This window comes from Acinetobacter sp. 24-47-66, from assembly GCF_056779755.1.
Window position 1 is genome coordinate 48578 of record NZ_JBWYIL010000014.1, and the last position, 16061, is coordinate 64638.

Annotated in this window: 11 protein-coding genes; 3 read left to right on the plus strand and 8 right to left on the minus strand. The window is 39.7% G+C overall.

Translation table 11 applies throughout. The features are described 5' to 3' along the window. Positions 1-49 precede the first annotated feature (49 nt). Complete coding sequence (gene polA, locus AC1M84_RS12110) at positions 50-2809, minus strand: DNA polymerase I (RefSeq protein WP_481595071.1); 2760 nt, start codon at positions 2807-2809, stop codon at positions 50-52. Positions 2810-2969: 160 nt separating this feature from the next. Between polA and AC1M84_RS12115 the strand changes: the two genes are divergently transcribed. After that, positions 2970-5681, plus strand: a complete 2712-nt coding sequence (locus tag AC1M84_RS12115; RefSeq protein WP_481595072.1) for a DUF2339 domain-containing protein — start codon at positions 2970-2972, stop codon at positions 5679-5681. Positions 5682-5710: 29 nt separating this feature from the next. Here AC1M84_RS12115 and AC1M84_RS12120 read toward each other — a convergent pair whose 3' ends face one another. Continuing rightward, entirely contained in the window at positions 5711-6628 is a 918-nt protein-coding gene (locus AC1M84_RS12120; RefSeq protein WP_035268545.1) for a mechanosensitive ion channel family protein, read from the minus strand. Between the two features lie 9 nt (positions 6629-6637). Next, positions 6638-7456 carry a hypothetical protein gene (locus tag AC1M84_RS12125; protein WP_092768367.1) on the minus strand — a complete coding sequence of 273 codons (819 nt, stop codon included), beginning with the start codon at positions 7454-7456 and terminating at the stop codon, positions 6638-6640. Positions 7457-7555: 99 nt separating this feature from the next. On the opposite strand from AC1M84_RS12125, the gene gspE reads away from it, so the two are divergent. Together gspE and AC1M84_RS12135 are read left to right on the plus strand one after the other, a co-directional pair. Further along, entirely contained in the window at positions 7556-9043 is a 1488-nt protein-coding gene (gene gspE / locus AC1M84_RS12130) for a type II secretion system ATPase GspE (protein ID WP_481595073.1), read from the plus strand. A gap of 616 nt (positions 9044-9659) precedes the next feature. Then, entirely contained in the window at positions 9660-11357 is a 1698-nt protein-coding gene (locus tag AC1M84_RS12135) for a DUF4394 domain-containing protein (protein ID WP_481595074.1), read from the plus strand. A 317-nt stretch (positions 11358-11674) separates the two neighbouring features. On the opposite strand, the gene AC1M84_RS12140 is transcribed toward AC1M84_RS12135, so the two are convergent. The 5 genes from AC1M84_RS12140 to AC1M84_RS12160 form a co-directional block, all read right to left on the minus strand. Next, positions 11675-12100 (minus strand): organic hydroperoxide resistance protein, encoded by a 426-nt coding sequence (locus AC1M84_RS12140; protein ID WP_481588731.1) that lies wholly within the window; start codon positions 12098-12100, stop codon positions 11675-11677. A 108-nt stretch (positions 12101-12208) separates the two neighbouring features. Beyond that, on the minus strand, positions 12209-13036 hold the full coding sequence (locus tag AC1M84_RS12145) for a carbon-nitrogen hydrolase family protein (RefSeq protein ID WP_481588732.1): 828 nt from the start codon (positions 13034-13036) through the stop codon (positions 12209-12211). A gap of 38 nt (positions 13037-13074) precedes the next feature. Then, positions 13075-13581, minus strand: a complete 507-nt coding sequence (gene gigB / locus AC1M84_RS12150; protein WP_035268529.1) for an anti-anti-sigma factor GigB — start codon at positions 13579-13581, stop codon at positions 13075-13077. A gap of 112 nt (positions 13582-13693) precedes the next feature. After that, on the minus strand, positions 13694-14662 hold the full coding sequence (gene gigA, locus AC1M84_RS12155; RefSeq protein WP_035268527.1) for an RsbU family protein phosphatase GigA: 969 nt from the start codon (positions 14660-14662) through the stop codon (positions 13694-13696). A gap of 117 nt (positions 14663-14779) precedes the next feature. Beyond that, positions 14780-15754: an MlaA family lipoprotein gene (locus tag AC1M84_RS12160; RefSeq protein ID WP_481593346.1), complete on the minus strand. Its 975-nt coding sequence runs from the start codon at positions 15752-15754 to the stop codon at positions 14780-14782. Between the last annotated feature and the right edge of the window lie 307 nt (positions 15755-16061).

A 16061-nucleotide genomic window follows, 5' to 3' on the forward strand; every position in this document is an offset into this window, starting at 1 on the left:
AAAAAAGGACTCATTTGAGTCCTTTTTTACAATCTAAGAATCTTAGAAATTAGTGCGCTTCACCCCAGTTTTTCCCTTTGCCGACTTCAACAACAAGTGGCACAGAGAGTTGAACAACACGTTGCATTGCATCTGCGATTTTAATAGCGATCTCGTCAGCGATCGCTTCATCTACCTCAAACACTAATTCATCGTGAACTTGCAATAATAATTTGGCCTGATCTTTAGGTAGAATTTTATCTACTTCGATCATTGCCATTTTGATAATCTCCGCAGCAGAACCTTGAAGAGGCGCATTAATTGCAGCGCGTTCAGCTGCCTTTCGAATCATCATATTGCGCGCATCGATATCTGGTGTGTATAAGCGTCGCCCTGTAATGGTTTCAACAAAGCCTTGTTCTAATGCGACTTGTCGTGTGCGTTGCATATATTCATAAATGCCAGGATAGCGATGGAAATATTGTTTAATGTAATTTTGAGATTCTTCGCGTGTGAATCCCAATTGACGTGTTAAACCAAACTCAGACATGCCATAAAGTAATCCAAAGTTGACGGCCTTGGCTTGGCGACGTTGATCATTGGTTACATCATCCAAAGCAATATTTAATACTTCTGCTGCAGTACGGCGATGAACATCTTGGCCGTGATTAAACGCGTCAACTAAAGCCTCATCTTGTGAAAAATGTGCCATAAGACGTAGTTCAATTTGTGAGTAATCGGCAGCAAGTAAAACCCGACCTTCAGGTGCAACAAAAGCTTTTCGGATTTGACGACCGATCTCTTCGCGAATTGGAATATTCTGAAGATTAGGATCAGTAGAAGATAATCGTCCAGTTGCGGTTAAAGCTTGATGGTAGCTGGTATGAACACGATGACTTTCGTTATTGGCTTGTTTGATTAAACCGTCAGTATAGGTACTTTTTAACTTAGACAAGCCGCGATATTCTAAAATAAGTGCAGCGATCGGGTGATCAATTTTCTCAAGAATGCTTTCGCTGGTACTGTATTGACCTGTTGAAGTTTTCTTACCACCTTTTAAACCTAACTTATCAAAAAGAATATCACCCACCTGCTTAGGTGAGCTGACATTGAAAGGTTGACCCGCGATTTCAATAATCTGATTTTCTAACTCTAGAATTGTATTAGAAAATTCTTGACCCAATTGATCGAGGAAACTCAAATCGAGCTGAATTCCATTTTCTTCCATCGTCGTCAGAACTGCAGCTGTCGGCATTTCGATTTGATGAAGAATATTGAGAAGCTCTGGGATTTCTTTAAGCTTACGCTCCAATACCTCATACAAACGATAGGTTACATGGGCATCTTCAGCGGCATAATGAGCTGCTGTTTCGATTTCAATTTGATTAAAGGTTTTTTGTTTAGCACCTTTGCCCGCCACTTGTTCGTAAGTAGTGGTTAAGTGGCTAAGATAAACGCGCGCAACGTCATCCATACCATGGCGCGTCGCCACAGCATTGAGCACGTACGAGGCAAGCATGGTGTCAAAGTACCAGCCTTGTAAATGAATTCCATGATTTTCGAGAATATGAGCATCATATTTTAAATGATGACCAATCTTCTCAATCTCAGCGTTTTCTAAAATTGGTTTGATTTGCGCAATAATAGCGTCGCGATCCAATTGCTCTGGAGCACCTTCATAATCGTGAGCAAGCGGAACGTAATATGCATCTTGGGCATCAAATGCCACAGAGAAGCCTACCATCTCTGCAACACGATAATCTAAACTTGTGGTTTCAGTATCGAAAGCAAAACGTTTCTCAGTAGTCAATCTTTGAAAGAGTTTTTCCCAATCCGCTGGTGTTAAAACGGTATGGTAAGTTGCCTCGCCAAGCTGATCATCTACACTAGTCTGAACCGCTTGGTCTTCGATTTTCGATGTTGCAGTACTCGGTTTTGCGACAACTTGACTTGATTGTTTATACGCAGCATTATTTGGATTGTTGGGATGATCTAAAGACTGAAGTTGATTTCTAAACTCAAGTTCGGTGTAAAGCTGACGTAACTCTGCAACATTTGGATCTCGGAGTTTAAGATCATCGTAGGTCAGATTCATGTCTAAGTCACAAACAATACTTGCTAGCTGATGATCTAGCGCAATACCATCTACATTGTCTTTAATATTTTGACCTACTTTGCCTTTAATTTTATCGACATTTTCAAGAATGCCACCAATTGAACCATATTCATTCAGCAGTTTAGCCGCAGTCTTTGCCCCGATACCAGGAACGCCCATGATGCCGTCAGAGGCATCTCCCATGAGGGTTAAATAATCAATAATTTGGTTCGGCCAAACACCAAACTTTTCAAAAACGCCATTCACATCCATGGGCTTGTCTTTAAAACTGTCTTCAAGTGTTACTTTGTCCGTGACCAATTGAGCCATGTCTTTATCGCCTGTGGAAATCAAGACTTGATAGCCTTCTTTTTCTGCGCGTTTTGCCAGCGTACCTATGATATCATCGGCTTCCGCACCAGGTATGGCATGGAGTGGGATACCTAAAGCACGAATTAAATTATGTAAATACGGAATTTGTTGAGCGAGTTCGTCAGGCATGCTCGGTCGATCCCCTTTATATATTGGGGAAAGTTGATGACGGAAAGTTGGTTCAGGTGTGTCAAAAATGACAGCCATGTGTGTAGGTTGAACACGACGCATTAACTTTTGGATAGCAGAAATAGCTCCGCGAATTGCGTTGGTTTGTAAACCTGTTGACGTCGTTAGCGGTGGTAGTGCGTGATAAGCACGAAATAAAAAATATGACCCATCGACCAAGACAAATGGTGGCATTGAAACGTTCCTAATCCAATTAACTTTTTCATTGTACGTGATTTTCAGCAGTTGCGCTGATACAAGATTTGCAATCAAGTGTACAGAATATGCGATGAAAAACGCAAAATGCCAATTCTTGCTGAGGTATCATCAATCTAGCTAAAAAGGAATGATGTGTATGCTGAAGCAATATAGTGAAATAAAAATGATTTGGTTGATGCTACTCATCATAGTAGCGATCAGTACTTGGGTTCTAGCGTTGCCGATCATTATGTTTTTATGTGTTGCTGCATTCCTCATAAGTGTTATGCAATATGCCCATCATATTGAAAAACCGCTTACCAACATTGAGCAACAGACTCATTATTCGAAACAGAATACATCACGATTGCCCTTATATATTTCGTCATTTCTTGCACTAATTGGCAGCTTGTTCGATTGGACATGGTTGGTTGGATTAGGTTTAACACTCTGGATTTATTTTTTTCTAAACTGGTTGCGACAACTTGAGGGTCGATTAATTCAAATCGGTGCTTTGCAGGAAAAGCTAATAAAACTAGATCGAGACGATCAGACCAGCACCACAAGTATTTTACAAGATTCAGAGGGAATCCAGACAAATCAGCAGCATGATTTGGGTTTTGGGATGCAAATCAGACGATGGATCTTTCATGGTAATCCTGTTCTCAAAGTTGCGATTACCGTCCTAGTGATTGGGGTCGTCTTATTATTGAGATATATGGTTGAACATTGGACCTTAAGTCTTTCAATCAAACTTTTGGCTGTTGCTGTCATCGCCGTCATATGTGTTGCCTTTGGTTATCATATACAGAAAAAAAACCGCGGCTTTGGTCTTGCTTTACAAGGACTGGGTTTTGCGGGATTGTTATTAAGTATTCTATTTGCTTATCACTATGATCTGTTAAATCTCATTAATACGATTACGCTTTACAGCTTGAGCATGCTGTCGTTGGTCATACTGATTTTAAAACAGCGGTCAGTGGAGCTTTCCCAGATGGGAGTTTTGGTTGCTTATATTGCACCGTTCACATTACCTCATGCAGATTTTTCCTCAGCTCAATTACTGTCTTATTATCTAGCGGTCAATAGTGTTGTAGGTGTAATTTGTACATTACATCCATGGAAAATACTCACTCAAATAGCGTTGCTGCTCATTGTTGTTATCGGTGGTGGTTATGCCTTTTTGAATGGCGGTGTTGCAGAGAGATTCGTTTTATCCTGTCTAGTTATTGCACATGCGAGTGTATTTATTTGGTTGGGTTTCAGATTTAACCAGCTCGCTACACATCAAAATCAGGCTCATTTAGGTCAGCGTATTATTGACTCCGCATTGATTTATGTCAGTCCCTTGGTCGCATATGCATTTTTACATCTCATGTATTTAGATCAAACATCGGTTCAAATTGCCTTGTGTTTGGGTTTTGCATTGACTCACTTTGCGATTTTTAAAGTTGTGCAGCACGCAAAATTTGATACGGCGATTAAACAAAATTATTTAATGTTAGGTTTTATTTTTCTAAGTTTTATCCCGCCGATCTTGATTCCACAAGCATGGAGTGTGATCGGGTGGATCATTGAAGGACTGCTTATTTTAATGTGGGGCTTGCATCGTGAGTTTAGGGTAGGGCGAACATTAGGTTATGCGTTGTTAGCAGTTGGATTATTTTCGTATTTATACTATTTGATCGAGTTAGCATCAATTCCAAATATCATCCCATGGTTACTAGGTCTAAGTTATATCCTTGCGATTGCGGTCTCCAATGTTGTTATGCGTTATCAAAAACAGCTGACACTGTCAGATAAAATTTTCCTGTCTATTTTTTCTTTTTTTGCGAGTCTTTTACTGCTTTATCAAGGTGTGGAAAGTTTTAGTGAACCGATGAGATTAATCTACACACTTGCATTCACAACTGCGATTTATTTTGCTGCTAATTTAGTCTTACAACCGCGCCAAGTAGTCTCATGGTCATGGTTATTACCAAAATGGTTGGGGCTGATTCCTATTGTAGTGTTCGCAGCTATTATGCTGATCGATCAATACACTCAAGGAGTCATCGTCTGGCAGTCATTTGGTGCGCAAGGCTTGTTTATCTTGGCTTGTTTGGGCCTGAGCTATCTGTGGTTAAAACCAATTTCAAATGCTCAGTATGAAAATGAATGGATCGCCTTTGGTGGACTCGCTTCTTTAGCTTGTGCCAGCGTGGGTGTAGTTTCAATGTCACCTATGATGGGAGCTGTCCTTTTACCTTTGATACTTTATGGCTATAGTGTTTCTAAAACAACAGACTTGAATAAGCTTTGGTTAACTAAGACTAGCCTCATTTTATTGTTGTGCTGGATTGTCAGCTCACAAATTTGGGTGGTAGAACCCTTTTGGAAATATTTTATCCCAATCTTAAACCCTATTGATTTCGTCAGTCTGACTGGTTTGTGGGTGCTTATTCAGGTGCTTCGCAGTCAAATCAGAATGGGGCTAGAGCGAACACTTGGCGCATTCTTGATCTTACTCGCTGTGCTATGGGTAAGTAGTAATGTACTTCTTAGAGCCTTACATTTTTATTTTGCTACACCTTATAACCAGTGGATCATTTGGCAAGATTCTGCAGTGCAATTGGCGTTGACATTATTGTGGGTGGTCATGGCATTCATTGTGATGAAATATGCCGCTATCAACCATAATCGAGTGGTATGGATGTTTGGTGCAAGTATTTTGGCGATCGTGACTTTTAAGTTGGTGTTGTTAGATTTATCCCATATCGGCACTCTAAGTCGAGTTTTATCATTTTTAGGCGCGGGAGGATTAATGTTGATTATTGCGTACATCGCTCCAGCGCCAGAGCAAAAACGAGTAGAAGAGACTAATGCTTGATCCTGAGATCAAGCATTAACCTTAATTCATTATAATTTAGGCTCTCTTTTGATTTCCTTAGCATTGGCGTATTGGTCTATTTCCTCATCTGTTAACGAGGGTTGTGGAGGGCGATCAACAAAACCCATTTTAGGTACAGGAATTTCAATATGGTGATCAACAAAACCGTTTCGAATCCGCTCTTGCATTTCATCACGCACTTTTAAAAAGTTTTCCTGTTGGCACCAAATGGCGAATAACAATTCGATTGAAGATTCACGGAATGCGGTTACCGTTACAGCAGGTTTGGGATCTGCTAACACTAAAGGATAGCTGTTTGCCACTTTTAATAAAACTTCTCGTACTTTAATGATGTCTTCATGAAAGTTGATTGCAAGTGTAATGGGGATGCGCCGTATCGGGAATTTAGAAAGGTTGTGTACGGGAGCACGAATTAATTGCTCATTAGGTAAACGGACATAGACATTATCTTGAGTCAGTAATTTGACAGACAGTAAATCAATGGAGATCACTTCACCTTCGATGGTATGTCCACGAATTAACGTAATTTGAATGGTGTCACCAATTTCAAAAGAACCTTCACCAATCAAGAATAAACCGCTGATCAAGTTCGTCGCAGAGGTTTGAGATGCAAAACCCAGTGCTACGGTCAAAATACCAGCGGCACCTAGAAATACACTTAATTTAAAACCTGCTTCTTTTAAACTCGCCATCACAAAGATGAGGAAAATAAAATAAAAAATACCGCGCCGCCATACCAAACGCTGATGAGCATTAAATTTGGCGCCGATCGTTCTCACAAAAGTATTGGAAACGACTCGAGCAAAAAGGAATCCAATAAAGCAAAGCACAATCGCAATAATAATTTCAGTTAGGCGATCCGTATTGATATTGGTAAATATACTTTTGAGGCTATCAGCAATGGTGCCGGTAAGACTATCTGCCATATGCCCCCCTTAGAAGAATGAATCAAACATGTTAAATAAAGTACTACCTGGGGCACGTGCTGGATTGACATAAATTACATCACCAGCCAATGGTGGGGTGCGATTTTCAATACGAATACGTGCTGGTCGATCCATCCCTTCGTGAATGACTTTAATTTGTGACGTCCATAATCGCTCTGTACTTTCACTATAAAACAAAGGCAGGGCAGGAACAGGTACATTCATTCGATCGAAACGGAGTTGATGTCCACTGACATTGTGAAAGTCAATTGGAGTGACTGCACGAAATGCACGTGGACGAAGTTGTTTGAGTTCTGTTCGACCATCAACTGAAGTGGCGTAACACATTTCACCACTGCGTTGATCAGGTCCGAACCATGTATCTTTAGGCATAATGACCGGTATATCGAATAATGGGGTCTTTTGACTTTCGACATAACCTGAAAGCCACAGAGGGGTACTAATATAAAGCGTGCCACGTTGACCAGCTGGAATGTATATTGGGTCTACAGGACGGATCACCACAGATCGATCTGCAAGACGTGGTATCAATTGAATTTTAGGGTGAGTTTCCCTGAACATGTAACGTTCAACATGTACTGGACGAGGAAATGAAAAATGGGGGTCATCCATTTCCTGCCACTTTTGTTCGTAGTCGTATTGAATTTGAGGACGGTAGTACTCCATGCGCCATTCTTGTAAGCCACGAGTGAGTCGAAAGAGCAATGAACCAAATTGCCAAGCACGCACTTGATTGAGTTCAAAATGCTGCTCACCCCACCATCTTAAAGTCGAAGGGTTTTGCTCAAGTTTCTGATCTAGTGACAATAGGGAATATCCTTAAATAAATTCATTAAAAAACTGTCTTCACGCTGTCAAATGCTTAGAGTACACTCGAGGTAATTTTAATCATGATTATCATCCCTTATGCAAGTACTTAAACAAATACAAATACCGTATAGTTTTGCAAAAAAGCATGGCGTTTTGTTGCGTTATGAAGGGGATCAAGTTTTTATTGTCCGTCGTCAAGATACTGCTTTGGTTGCTTTGCAAGAAGCACGCCGTTACGTGGGGCATACAGCCAAATATCAATTGGCGACTGAACAAGATTTTAGTCAGTTACTCAGTTCAAGTTATGCTGGCGAGACAGGCGAGTCTCAGCAAGTGGCTGCTGGTTTAGAAGATCATCCTGACTTGTTAAGTTTAGCCGATCAAGTACCTGAAGCAGAAGATCTGATGGATCAGGAAGACGATGCTCCGATTGTTAGATTGATTAACGCATTATTGTCCGAAGCCATTCGAGTGAGTGCATCAGATATACATATTGAAGCTTTTGAAAAAAAGTTATCGGTTCGTTTACGTGTTGATGGGCAACTTCGAGAAATCGTGCAACCACGTCGTGAACTTGCCCCATTGTTAGTTTCACGTATTAAAGTAATGGCAAAACTTGATATTGCTGAAAAGCGAATTCCTCAGGATGGTCGTATCTCTTTACGACTGGCAGGTCGTGAGGTGGATGTCCGTGTTTCGACTTTACCCTCTTCACATGGTGAGCGCGTAGTAATGCGTCTTTTAGACAAGCAAGCAGGTCGTTTAAATATGACCCATTTGGGTCTGATGAAAGATGATTACGAGCGATTAACCCAATTAGTGCATCGTCCTCACGGTATCATTCTCGTGACCGGACCGACAGGTTCTGGTAAAACGACGACACTTTATGCTGCACTCTCGGATTTAAATGACGGATCTAAGAATATTTTGACCGCGGAAGATCCAATTGAATATCAACTTGAAGGTATTGGACAAACTCAGGTTAACACTAAAGTGGATATGACATTTGCGCGTGCATTGAAAGCGATGCTTCGTCAAGATCCAGATGTGGTAATGGTGGGGGAGATCCGAGATTTAGAAACTGCAGAAATTGCTGTGCAAGCATCCTTGACGGGTCACTTGGTATTGTCGACGTTGCATACCAATACTGCGATTGGTGCAGTGACGCGTTTAAAAGACATGGGAATTGAGCCATTCCTTCTATCGAGTTCTTTAATTGGTGTGATTGCGCAACGATTGGTTCGTACTTTGTGTTCGCATTGTCATAGTTGGCGTGCCGCGGATGATTTTGAAAAAGAAATTTTTAAGAATGTCCATGATGGTACTGCACTCAATCTGCCTCAACCAGAGGGATGTGAACATTGTGCGCATACAGGTTTTAGTGGTCGTACCGCCATTTATGAAATCGTCCCTGTTGATGATGGAATGCGCCGTCTGATTCATGGGAATGCTGCAGAGTTTGAAGTTGAAAACTATGCTCGTCAGCAGTCAGGTTCGATACGTGATGATGGGTTACGAAAGGTGCTTGAAGGTAAGAGTACATTAGAGGAAGTACTTCGAGTAACAAATGAAGCGGCGGAGTGATTCAGAGATTATTTAATAATTCTCGATAAAACGAAGAAGCGCTGATTTGAAAGTAAGCTCGAAAGCTGAGGATTCAACAAAAGAGCCCAATTATAATAGTTGGGCATTTCGCATTCGCATAAGGTAATGAATTACATTCATAAATAAAAATAATTTTGAATAAGGTTTATAAGGTCAATTATAGGAATATTTATGAATTATCTTATGTCAAAACGCCATTACTGTAAGACATCTCACTAAAATTATTTTACAAAATTAAAGATTATGTAATATTTAGATTTTGCAATGTGATAATTTAATTTTGCATTTGGTTTCATACATAATGTGAAAAATCTGTGAAGTATTACCAAATAGATCTAACAATACAAAACAATAGCTATAAAACATATATTTACTAAAAAATAATAAAAACATATGGTTAATTAACATGCGACAGACATTGAACTTGAAGATCTACATTTCTATGTATTCTACATGCTTAACTATAGAGAATGATCCTTTCCAAGTCTAAAGATACCTCGACGTGTTTCTCAGCAAAGCTGAGTTGTTTTACATATTGAACCGTGTAATCAGAAGTTCTTCAAAATCAAATATCAGTAATTAAGGAAAATTATACATGGAACTCAAAACACTCATCTGCACCCTCACCGTACTCGGTGGTATCGGATTAGTTGGATGTAATGATTCAAATTCATCTGAGCCTATTCCTCCAACAAATGCTACTGGTAATCTCTTGGTACTGACCAGTGACGGTATGATTAGCTCACTCAATCATGACCAACCTAGTTCGCTGATTTCAAATATTAAAATTTCAGGTTTAGTTTCTGGGGATCAACTGGTTGGAATGGACCATCGTCCAAGTGATGGAAAGTTATATGCAGTAGGTTTGTTGGGTAATATTTACACGTTAAATCCAAGTTCTGGAGTAGCAAAATTCGTTATTAAAATGACAGCTGATCCAGCAGATACGACAGATGGTAATGCAGCTTTTAGTAAAATTACTTCCAATCCTGATGCGCTTAGCGTGAATTTCAACCCTGCTGCGGATCGTCTAAGAATTATTGGTCAAGATGGTCAAAACCTAAGAGTTAATGTTGATACAGGTCTCACCATCACCGATGGAGAAATTAGTCGGGTTGGTGATGCTACAACCGAAGTAAGTGCCGCAGCTTATACCAATGCTTTTGCTGGAACGGCAAGTACAAAATTATACAGTATCGAATCTTCGACAGATCGCATTTATCTGCAAAATGCAAATGCCGGAACATTAGGTATCTCTGCACCCTTAGGTCAGGATGTATCGAATAACGGTGGTTTTGATATAGACCCAATAAATAATATTGGTTTTGCTGCATTAAAAGTCTCGGGTGCATATAAACTATTTCAAGTTAATCTTGCTCAAGTCGGAACGACCAATAACGCTATTTTTGAGACAAGCGACTTGCCTAACGAATATCGTCAAACCTCCATTCGTGGGATTGCGCTTAATCGAGCAGAAGAAACCACTTCAAAAGGAATTGGGTTGACCAATAATAATTCTTTAATTAGATTTGAAATCAATAGTCCAAATGATACGACCGAACAAAAAATTACAGGCGTATTGGTCAATGAAAAATTCGTAGGTATTGATTTTAGATTACGTACTGCTACTGATAAATCCGATACACTATATGGTTTAACTAATCAAGCAAACTTGTATACCATTAACCCAAATTCTGGTGTTGCAACACTTGTGACTGCACTTAAAGCAGGCACGGGTAGTAACTTTAGTACTCTAGACGGCACACAGTTTGCTGTTGACTTCAATCCAACGGCTGACCGTTTAAGAGTCATCAGTAATTCAGGGCAAAATCTGCGAATCAATGTCGATACGGGTGAAACCATTCAAGATGGCAAAATTAATGGGATCACAAATGCAGTGATTAGCGCTGCGGCATATACCAACAGTTTTAAAACACCTATTTCAGCTCTTAGCACCGAATTATTTAATCTAGATCAGGCCAATCAGTTACTGACGAAGCAAGTTCCACCCAATGATGGAACATTGGTGAGATTAGGTAGTCTTGGCGTGAACTTAAGCTTGAATGATGGTTTCGATATTGCTGGTGGTGATAATGGATTAGCTCTAGCGGCGATAAGCAACAATAATGGTGCTTCTATCCTATACCGTATAGATCTAAATAGCGATACAGCACTTACAACTCCTCGTGCACGTCCAGCTATTTCCGTTAATGGGACGCCTAGTGTTATGAAGTCAATGATCGGCTCAATTACAACGCCCGCCTTAATTGACTTAGCAATACTTTTTAAATAGTTTACTTGCTAGATTAAAAGAGTAATAGTCAAAAAGACATATGTACTTTTGAATTGATATAGTTGAAGACGGAAATTTTGGAGATACTGAACTAGTTAGTGGAGGTATCTCCAAATCACTATTTTTCTTTAAATTAAGCTGCAGGACTGATTACTGCAAGCTGAGGCAAAGAGTCATTATTCCTTTAGATACACATAAATCTACTTGATCCCACCTAATATAAAATTTCTTTTTCTAAGTTGAAATTAACTTATAACCACAAAAAAGCTGAGATGCATATGCATCTCAGCGTGATTTTTAGGATTGAAACAACTGGATCAAACAATCACATTCAAGGTCACATCAATATTGCCACGTGTTGCATTTGAATATGGGCAAACGATATGAGCAGCATCTACCAGCTTTTGAGCTTCCTCTTTATCCAAGCCTTCCAGATGAATATTTAAAGTGGCTGCTATTCCAAAACCAGTTGGAATAGGACCAATACTCACTTCGCCTTCAATATAAGCATTTGGTGTGATTTTCAATTTATCGCGGTTGGCAACAAATTTCATCGCACCTAAGAAACATGCAGAATAACCAGCAGCAAATAATTGCTCTGGATTTGTTCCACCACCGGGACCACCCATTTCTTTTGGTACAGCGAGCTGAACATCTAAAATTTGATCTGATGATGTAGCACGACCATCACGCCCACCAGTAGCTTTTGCATGTGCGGTATAAACAACTTTTTCTAATGACATGATTCCTTCCAGATAGAGTATAGGTGAATATCTATACTCTCTGATTTAAAAGGAATGATAAGCGGTAATTTTGTAAAGCTTGGTATTCAATTTTTATGTCTGAGCAGGTCAAAGCTGAATAAGTTTACGATGCTGAATTAATGGCATCGATTCTCTAATTTTTTTCTGTGCATCGATGTCAAACGGAACTGTAATCATTTGAGCACCTTCTTCAGAGATGATATCTAACAATTGACCACGAGAATTCGCAGCACCAGAGTGACCCCAGGTTTGTCTTTTTTCACCGTGCCACCCTTGTTGAGCTGAGCCTAAAACTTGGCATTGACTATCCATGGCACGAGCTTGTAAAAGTAATTGCCAGTGCATTTGACCTGTCGTGTAAGTAAAAGCAGAAGGTGCTGTTAAAATATTTGCGCCTTGTGCGCGCAGCTTTAAAGCAAGTTCAGGAAAACGAAGGTCATAGCAGACCATTAAACCAATATTGCCAAATGGAGTTTTAGCAATGACGGTTTGATCACCTGGTTCAAAATACTTAGATTCTTGATATCCACCTACCGCATCACCGACTTGAACATCGAATAAATGAATCTTGTCATAACGTGCTTCTGTCTTTTCAGGGCTAATACAAAGACTGGTTGTTCTGACACGACTATCTGGCACAATGGTGCCGTCTGGGCGAAAAGGACAGGGGAGTGTCCCAGCAACAATCCACATTTGATATTGATGAGCAAGTTGTTCTAAACGAGATTGTATTTCTTCAAATCGTTCAGCAGTCTCACGCTGTTTGCCTGCCGCAAAACAAACGAAATTCTCCGGGAAAACGATCAAGGAGGCCCCTTGATTCTTACTTTTTGCTAACAATGATTCAATGACTTGAAAGTTATTTTCAATATCATTTTGGGAGTTCATTTGGGTGACAGAAAGTAAGGTTGTCATGAGGTTCTCCTTAAGCGCTCAGTATGCTTAAGAGAATATCAGATGCTGTGATCGATGGTATCTTGTTGTTGTTCTAATTGCTTAACCAAAGGCTCGAACATATTTTGATTATCAGCATTTAATTTCATTAATGTACGATGAGCATCTAATACAGTTGAAAGCATTGCATTATGTGTGATGTGTTCGTCCAATAAAGCGCGCGTGCACACATTCGGATCTCCGCAATAGTTTAAAATTACGAAAACCTGACCAAGACCCATACTGTTCGCAAGTGTAGTGATATCTGGGTTAGTAGATAACATAACAGCTTGAACTTGATGCACTTGTTTGAGCTTTAATCCTAGTTTTGCGAGGATTCCAAGCACAGTACTGTCTATGAATGTAGTTTGGGTTAAATCAACAATTGCGCCTACGACGTTTTGTTGTTGTTCAATCCGAGATAATAATTTATCAAGGCTTATACAAGATTGAGCGCGCACTTCTCCAATAAGTTTGAAAATGTGCGTACCATCCAAGCTTGCATATTCAACATGACCTGTTGACATATAAATGCCATTTGCAGAAAGGATGCTAAAATTATCACATAGCGCAAGTCGATACTCAAGTAGTCTTCAGTCGTAGATCGATTTCTAAACAGCTACACTATTGATTATTAACTTAATTTAGACGTTGGAAGCTGAGTATTGCAATATCATCTGCAACATGTTCAGGAACTTCGAATGATTGATTTTGCAAGTGATAGACCAATTGGGTGAATTGTTCATTCAAACCACCATCAAAAGGTTCAAGCGCACCATCTGAGCAAATAATAAAACGAGCTCCACGATTCAACGTACATTCAAACTCTTCAATTTCGAGGTCTTCAGTAAGCCCTAAGGGGAAACTGCTGGTGTTGAGGATACGAGCATCCTGATTAGGTTCAAAGATAATTGCTGGAGGGTAATGCCCTGCGCTGGACCACTTAAGTTGGTGGGTCTCTAGATTCAATGTGCCTGCAATCATTGTAATATGCTTTTCAATGTTCTCTTGCAAAAGCATGCCATTAAGTTTTTTGAGAAGTTCTCGTGGGGTTTTCGATCTACCGTGAAATGCAGCCATCCAAGAGGTAAGAAGTGAGCTTGTTACACCATGTCCAGAAACATCCGCGAGATAAAATAAGATTTCACGATCACTGAGTTTCCAATAATCATACCAATCACCAGATAAGTAAGCTGACGGTTGAAATAAAGTCTCGACTTTATAATTAAGTAGGTCGATTGGGTTGGGTAATAGTTTTTTTTGTAATTCAGCTGCAGAGGGCAGGTCGCGGCTGTCCTGATTGCGTTTGTATTTTGCTTCAATTTTAGCAATCGATTTTGCGAGATCTTTTGGAAGACGGTCCCAAATCCAGCCAGCGAGTGCGCCAAGTTCCCATGCTTGCGAGAGTTGAAGTCCCTCATCTGCATGACCTATCACGATCGTAGGGAGGGTCCATTTATATTGCAGAAAATCATTAACATCACTAATGGCAATGATGGTTGAATCGTAAAGATGAAGATCATCTATATGAATCATTTGTAAACTCGGCAGAGCCTCTAGAACGCTATCTAGAAGATGGATGTCACGAGTGGGTTGAATGAAATACATAGATGAAAGAATCAATCCTAAATGCTTTATTTATAAAACTATCTTAGACGAACTTATATCGAACGCCAAGTTAAAGTCTAAAAACAAAAGATTTAGACTTTAACTTACATATGGCTTTTATTCAGATTCGATAGATTCATCCATGAAGGATTCATCATCTGAAAAATCATCTTCAATAAATAGTCCAGAACCAGTTTCTAAACCGCGTTTTTCAGCAATAACATAGTTTTTTCGTTGTAAGTAGGCATCACGCATTGCTGCATACTTATCACCTTGCAAGACTTGTTCAATCTCTAAAAGTTGAGCACGTGTATCTAATGCGCTAAGTGCCCAGTCACTATAATAAATACGATCATGACCATCGAGTAGGTATTTTTGAGGGCGTGCTTGACTATCTACTACGCGGCCAACAGTATCACGGAAGGTGCTTGGGCCCATAAAGGGTAGAACAAGGTAAGGACCAGAAGGGACACCGTAATAGCCTAAAGTAGTTCCAAAATCCTCATCTTCCATCGGAAGAGATAAGCGACGTGCAGGATCAGCGAAACCAAGCGTTGTAATTGTATTTAATGTAAAACGACCAAACGTTTGTGCGGCACGTTTAAAGCGACCTTGAGCAACCTGATTTACAGCATTCCATGGCTCACCCAAATTGTCTCGGAAGCCACGTACTGAATCTCTAACTTGTTCTGGAATTTTATCAGCGTACTGCACAGCTATAGGGCGCAAGACATTTTGATCGACAACATCATTAAATGCATAGATTTGTCTGTTTAAAGGTTGAAGTGGATCTTTTTCATTTTCAGGTAATGCTGCTGTTGCATTGACTTTGAAGTTATCAATTTTTAAATTTTTTAAATCTTTGATAGATCCATTGGTATTAACTGAATTTTCTAAAGCAGGGTTTGAGGCGTTAGCAGTATCGTTGTCTGAAGGCTGATTATTATCATTTGTGGCAGACAATTCATCAGATGTAGATAATGCAGTATCGTCAGCAACTTTATTGCCTGCAATCTCAGGTTGTTGGGCGTAAGCGGGTGCAGCTAAACCAATACTTAACATACTGACCCAAAGAAGTTGAGAGTACTGCATAAAAACATCCTAGAATAAAAGCTGAATATTAGTCTTATTAAATAAATAGTAAGTACGAACAGAATAACGCCATTATAGCGAGAGTTGAAAGCAGTTTACTAAAGTATATTTGCACAAAAAATGTGAATTAACCGTGAAAAAAGAGTGATTTTGTAGAAAATATAATCACTTGTTAAGAAAATATAATTAAATTTTAAAAAAGAGGTTGCATTGGGAGAGGAATGCTGTAGAATGCACATCCATCGGCGGTGATGTTGATTAAAACTTGTTGAAAAACAAGGATTTAGCTGAATAGGTTGGATCTAGG

Excerpts from the sequence above, each read along its gene's own strand:
- AC1M84_RS12120 (WP_035268545.1), bottom strand. The coding sequence starts at position 6,628 with ATGGCAGATAGTCTTACCGGCACCATTGCTGATAGCCTCAAAAGTATA.
- AC1M84_RS12145 (WP_481588732.1), bottom strand. The coding sequence starts at position 13,036 with ATGACAACCTTACTTTCTGTCACCCAAATGAACTCCCAAAATGATATT.
- gigB (WP_035268529.1), bottom strand. The coding sequence starts at position 13,581 with ATGTCAACAGGTCATGTTGAATATGCAAGCTTGGATGGTACGCACATT.
- polA (WP_481595071.1), bottom strand. The coding sequence starts at position 2,809 with ATGCCACCATTTGTCTTGGTCGATGGGTCATATTTTTTATTTCGTGCT.
- AC1M84_RS12160 (WP_481593346.1), bottom strand. The coding sequence starts at position 15,754 with ATGCAGTACTCTCAACTTCTTTGGGTCAGTATGTTAAGTATTGGTTTA.
- gigA (WP_035268527.1), bottom strand. The coding sequence starts at position 14,662 with ATGTATTTCATTCAACCCACTCGTGACATCCATCTTCTAGATAGCGTT.
- AC1M84_RS12135 (WP_481595074.1), top strand. The coding sequence starts at position 9,660 with ATGGAACTCAAAACACTCATCTGCACCCTCACCGTACTCGGTGGTATC.
- AC1M84_RS12140 (WP_481588731.1), bottom strand. The coding sequence starts at position 12,100 with ATGTCATTAGAAAAAGTTGTTTATACCGCACATGCAAAAGCTACTGGT.
- AC1M84_RS12115 (WP_481595072.1), top strand. The coding sequence starts at position 2,970 with ATGCTGAAGCAATATAGTGAAATAAAAATGATTTGGTTGATGCTACTC.
- gspE (WP_481595073.1), top strand. The coding sequence starts at position 7,556 with ATGCAAGTACTTAAACAAATACAAATACCGTATAGTTTTGCAAAAAAG.